Raw genomic sequence first — 5,506 nt, forward strand, 5'->3', positions numbered from 1 at the left:
AGCGCCTTGAGGCCGCCAAACTGCATCAATATCTTCTGCCCGCTCAGCAAGGTGGCGCCGGCCGCAACGCTGCCGCCGGCCGCTGCCCATGCATGTTCGGGGCTGGCAGCCACGCTTGCCGGCTCGCTGCGGGCAGGCATTCTCTGGCCCAGCAGGCCGCGGGCAAAACCGACGATGCCGTCCTGCAGGTAATACACCACAAACAGCGTCATCAATCCGAATACCGTCAGACGCCAGTCGGTGATGTTTTCCAGCTTATAGGAAAACACCGCCATGCCGACCGTCGCCACCACCGGCACAGCCACCTCGCGCAGGGTCTTGCGCTTTTTCCATAACAGGAAGGCAGTCGCCAGCACCGCGATCACGGCAGCCACCGTGGCGATCTGGCGGAACAGTTCAATGTCTGCCAGCAGGCTCGGCAGCATGACCACGATCAGGGCGCCGATCAGCGAGCCGGTACGGCTCTTGCGGCCGCCCATGATGACCGCCAGCAGGAACAGGATGGTCAGCTCGAAGTTATAGGTATTCGGTGAAATGTATTCTTCCGAATACGCGTACAGGCTCCCCGCCAGACCGGCCAGCGCAGCGCTGATCACGAACGCATACACCTTGTAGCGATACACCGAGACGCCCATGCAATCGGAAGCGATCGGGCTGTCGCGCAGCGCCTGGAAGGCGCGTCCCAGGTGCGACTTGACGATCCGGTGCACGACGATCAGCGACAGCACCATCAGCGCCGCCACTAGGTAGAAATACTCCACTTCGTCGAGGCGATGGCCGAAGAAACTCGGCTTGTTCAGCTTGATCCCCATCGGCCCTTCCGTCAGGAAGCTCATTTCGTTGATCAGAATCTGGATGATGGTGCCGAACGCCAGCGTGACCATGGCCAGGTAAGGCCCCGTCACCCGCAGCGCGGGCAATGCCAGGATGGCGCCGAAGATGGCGGTCACCGCCAGGCTGGCCGGGGCCGCAATCAGAAACGGCCAGCCAAGCTTGAATACCAGCACGCCGGTGGTGTAGGAGCCGATGCCGAACAGGCCGGCGTGTCCCAGCGAAACCTGGCCGGTATAGCCGACCACGATGTCCAGGCCAAACAGGAGGATGGCGTAGATCAGGATGGTTTCGGCCAGGTGGATGTAATACGGATTCGGCACAAGCTGCGGAAACGCCAGCAGCACCAGGATGCCGATTACCGCCAGTGCGAATAACTTTTTATTCATACTCACACCTTCTTGATCGCGGTTTTACCGAACAGCCCTGCCGGCTTGATGGCCAGCACCAGCAGCAGCAGCACCAGGCCGGGCACTTCCTTGTAGCCGGTGGAAATATAAAACCCGGTCAGCGTCTCGGCAATGCCGAGGATCAGGCCGCCGACTATCGCACCCATGCCCGAAGTCAGGCCGCCGATAATCGCTACCGCAAATGCCTTCAGGCCCAGCGCCGTTCCCATGGTGGCTCCGGTCAGGGTCAGCGGCGCCACCAGCACGCCGGCAAACGCCGCTGTGGCGGACGACAAGGCGTAAGAGAAAGTGATCACCATGCTGGTGTTGATGCCCATCAGGCCGGCGGCGTCGCGATCGTTCGAGGTCGCCACTACTGCCTTGCCGTAAATTGACTTGCGGTTGAAGAATTCCACCGCCAGCATCATCGCCAGCGCGCCCAGCACCACCACCACCTGCATCGGTTGGACATTGGCGCCGAATACCTGGAACGGGGTCGACGGCAAGGGCGAAGGGAAAGTCAGATCATCCTTGCCCCAGATGTTTTCGGCGACGTTCTTGAAGATGATCGCCAGCGCGATGGTCGACATGATCCAGCCGAATTCCGACTTGATCTTGAGCGCCGGGCGCACGCCGATCCATTCCACCACGGCGCCTTGCAGCGCGCCGAACACGATCACCAGCGGAATCATCAGCCAGTAATTCAGGTAAGGGCCGCCATGGATGTTGCCGACCAGGCTGAGCCCCACCAGCGCGCCCAGCATCAATGCCTCGCCCTGGCCGAAATTGAGGGTGCCGGAAGTGGCGAACGTGAGTTGATAACCGAAAGCGATCACAGCGTAGATCATGCCTAGCGCGATGCCGCTGAAGACGAGTTGCAGCAGAATTTCCATGATATCGATCCAAGAGACTGCGACAGCCATAATATGGCAAAGCAACGCTGCCGTCTGACGAAACAAATCCAGCCTGTATACCTGCGCAGGCTGGACCGATATCGCTCAAACGGATGTTTGGCCGGCGCGCAGTGTTGCCACGCACCAGCCTCCTATCACTTGGCTAATACCACACGGCCATTCTTGACTTCGCCGATCACCACCATGTTCGGCTTGATCGCTTCGTGGTCGTCATGGCTGTACGGCTTGGTGTAGGTCGTGACTACCCCTTCCACGGTGCCGTTGAGGTTTTCCAGCGCTTCGCGCACTTTCACGCCGTCGGTGCTGCCAGCCTGCTTGATTGCCGCTGCCAGCAGGTAGACCGAATCATAGCCCTGGGCCGCAGAAACGGCGGACGGCATGCGGTCGATCTTGTAGGCTTTCTGGTAGGCTTCTATGAAGGCCTTGCGCTTGGCTGTATTGGCGTCCTGGATGAAGGTTTGCGGCATGCGTGCGCCGTCGCCGTTCTTGCCGGCGTTGTCGATGAAGTTACCCATCGATAAAGTCCAGCTGCCGATGATAGGCACTTTCCAGTTGAGTTTTTCCATGCCGTTGGCGATCTGCGCCAGTTCCGGGCCGATGCCGTAGGTCAGCACCACTTCAGCGCCGCCCTGCTTGGCTTTCAGCAGCTGCGCCGTCATGTCGACGTCTTTCAGGTTGTATTTCTCAACCGCGACCGGCTTGATGCCCTTGGCAGCCAGGGCGCGCTCCAAGTCTTCGCGGCCGAGCTGGCCGTAGTTGGTCGAATCGGCCAGGATCGCGACCTTGGTGTGTTTCTGGCGCACCACCGCTTCGTCGACGATCATTGCCGACTGGATGGTGTCGTTGGCCGAGGTGCGGAATACGTAGTTGTCTTTCTGGTCCGGCGCCACGAACTGCTTGGTGATGATGCTGCCGGTGGCGACGTTGTTCATGACCGGGATCTTGGCTTCCTGGTAGAAGCGCTGCGAAGCCAGGGCGACGCCGGTATTGATGAAGCCGACCGTGCCGACCACTTTTTCCTTGTTGATCAGTTCCTGCGCAACCTGGACTCCGCGCTCATTCTTGGCTTCGTCGTCGCGTTCGACCAGCTGCAGCTGGCGGCCCAGCACGCCGCCCTTAGCGTTGATGTCCGCTACCGCCAGCTTGACGCCGTCGCGCATCGATACGCCCATCGGCGCGGAACCGCCGGTAAATGGCCCGGTGACGCCGATCTTGATCGGCTCCGCCGCCCCCGCCGCCAGCGACCAGCTTACCAATGCCGTTGCCACGCATGCCTTGATTATTGTGTTCATGTCGTCTCCTCCGTGTTTTTATATTGGTTGGCGCCGGCATGGATGCCAAGACGCATTCTTAGTGTAAAACGCTTTCCCCGCTTATGCACAGATGTCATCTGGTATGCAGACAGCCCCAGCATTTCAGGCCACCCTTACAGCTTCCTGACAACTCCATCTTTCCGCTCTTATATCGTAGCAACTGCGCGTACTGAATGCACGTGGCGGCTGCGTTTGCTACAGACGAAAAAAATCCCCGGCAAGCCAGGGATTTTTGCGATACTCAGTTTATTTCAACTGAGTCGTCAGCTATATATTAGATAGCTTGGATGTTCGAAGCTTGCTTGCCCTTTGGGCCGGCAGTAACTTCGAAAGAAACACGTTGGTTCTCTTGCAGCGACTTGAAGCCGGAAGAATTGATTGCGGAGAAGTGCGCGAACAGATCTTCACCACCTTCGTCAGGAGTAATAAAACCAAAACCCTTCGAATCATTGAACCACTTTACGATACCAGTTGCCATTACATTTCCTATTTCAGTTAAGTTGGGCTGTCGCCCGTTAGATCGTTTGAAGCAAGAAAGAAATGACAGACTAATACTGCACTACTAGCTCGAATCTTAAACGATGTCGCATTATAACCGATAATTTTATTTAAAACACCGGGTGCGCAAATAAAAGTTGCGTCGAGAGAAAGAGTTGCGTTTTTGACTGCGCAATCTGCCGTCCTGCCGCTTGCTATTCCAGGCACGCATCTTACCCTACTCTTACTCCGCCTTAGCCTATATAACTAAAACACATAATAAAAAGCAATTATTGTGTTTTGATAATTATATAAGCCCCCATAGAATTAGCCTTTACCTTATTCACACGATTGGGAGATCGCATGTTCCAGCTTTCCAGAAAGAAAATACTGAGCCTGGCTTTTGCCGGCCTGAGCGCCGTGGCGTCGGTGGGGCTGAGCGCCTTGCCTAGCCCCAGCCATGCCGCGGACCTGAAAATCGGCCTGTTTGCCGATGTTTCCACGCTGGATCCCCACTTCAACAATATTGCGCCGAACATCTCGCTGTCGTCGCACCTGTTCGATGCGCTGGTCAATGTCGACCCGAACGGCCGCCTGATCCCGGGCCTGGCTACTTCCTGGACGGCAATTGATCCGCTCACCTGGGAATTCAAGCTGCGCCACGGCGTGAAATTCAGCGACGGCTCCGAACTGACCGCGGAAGATGTTGTATTTTCGCTGGACCGTCCCGCCACGCTGACCAACAGCCCCGGCCCGTTCACCAGCTACACCAAGCAGATCATCAGCAAGCAGGTGGTCGATCCCTATACCGTGCGCCTGAAAACCGCCACGCCATACGGACCGCTGGCGCTGGATGTCAGCACCATCTTCATCGTTTCCAAGAAAGCGGCGCAAAACGCCACCACCGACGATTTCAACAGCGGCAAGGCGCTGGTCGGCACCGGTCCCTTCAAGTTCGCCAGCTTCAAGCGCGGCGACCGTATCGAGCTGGTGCGCAACGATGCCTACTGGGGCGAAAAAGCGGCCTGGGACAAAGTCACGTTCCGTATCCTGACTTCCGACGGCGCCCGCCTGGCAGCCTTGCTGGCCGGTGAAGTCGACGCCATCGAAAACGTGCCGCCGGCCGACCTGGCCAAGCTGAAGACAAATCCGCAATTCAAGCTGGCGCAGAAAATTTCCTGGCGCACCATCTTCTGGACCCTGGACCAGTCGCGCGACAAGTCGCCGGACATTACCGACAAGGCCGGCAAGCCGCTGGATAAAAATCCTTTGAAAGATATCCGCGTGCGCCAGGCGATTTCCAAGGCCATCAACCGCCAGGCACTGGTCGACCGCACCCTGGAAGGATTGGCGGTGCCGGCATCGAACATCATCGCCCCCGGCATCCTGGGTTATGCCGATGCGCTGAAAGTAGAGAAATACGATCCGGAAGGCGCCAAGAAACTGCTGGCCGCCGCCGGTTATCCCAACGGCTTCGGCATTACGCTGCATGGTCCGAACAACCGCTACATCAACGATGAGCGCGTGGTGCAGACCGTCGCCCAGTTCCTGAACCGGGTCGGGATCCAGGCCAAGGTCGAGA

5 protein-coding genes are annotated in these 5,506 nt (G+C 58.0%); 1 reads left to right on the forward strand and 4 read right to left on the reverse strand.

Features of this window, described 5'->3' with window-relative positions:
* The 4 genes from JWQ61_RS07325 to JWQ61_RS07340 all read right to left on the reverse strand — a co-directional run.
* On the reverse strand, nt 1-1,220 hold a 1,220-nt coding region (locus JWQ61_RS07325; protein ID WP_304359944.1), incomplete at its 3' end, for a branched-chain amino acid ABC transporter permease.
* A 2-nt stretch (nt 1,221-1,222) separates the two neighbouring features.
* Entirely contained in the window at nt 1,223-2,113 is an 891-nt protein-coding gene (locus JWQ61_RS07330; RefSeq protein WP_304359945.1) for a branched-chain amino acid ABC transporter permease, read from the reverse strand.
* 155 nt (nt 2,114-2,268) lie between these two features.
* Entirely contained in the window at nt 2,269-3,426 is a 1,158-nt protein-coding gene (locus JWQ61_RS07335; RefSeq protein WP_304359946.1) for an ABC transporter substrate-binding protein, read from the reverse strand.
* Between the two features lie 295 nt (nt 3,427-3,721).
* Nucleotides 3,722-3,925: a cold-shock protein gene (locus JWQ61_RS07340; protein WP_014005790.1), complete on the reverse strand. Its 204-nt coding sequence runs from the start codon at nt 3,923-3,925 to the stop codon at nt 3,722-3,724.
* 362 nt (nt 3,926-4,287) lie between these two features.
* On the opposite strand from JWQ61_RS07340, the gene JWQ61_RS07345 reads away from it, so the two are divergent.
* Nucleotides 4,288-5,506, forward strand: a 1,219-nt coding sequence (locus JWQ61_RS07345; RefSeq protein WP_304359947.1) for an ABC transporter substrate-binding protein, incomplete at its 3' end; no start/stop codon positions are given.

It is taken from the genome of Collimonas fungivorans (assembly GCF_028292705.1).
GTDB lineage: Bacteria > Pseudomonadota > Gammaproteobacteria > Burkholderiales > Burkholderiaceae_D > Collimonas > Collimonas fungivorans_B.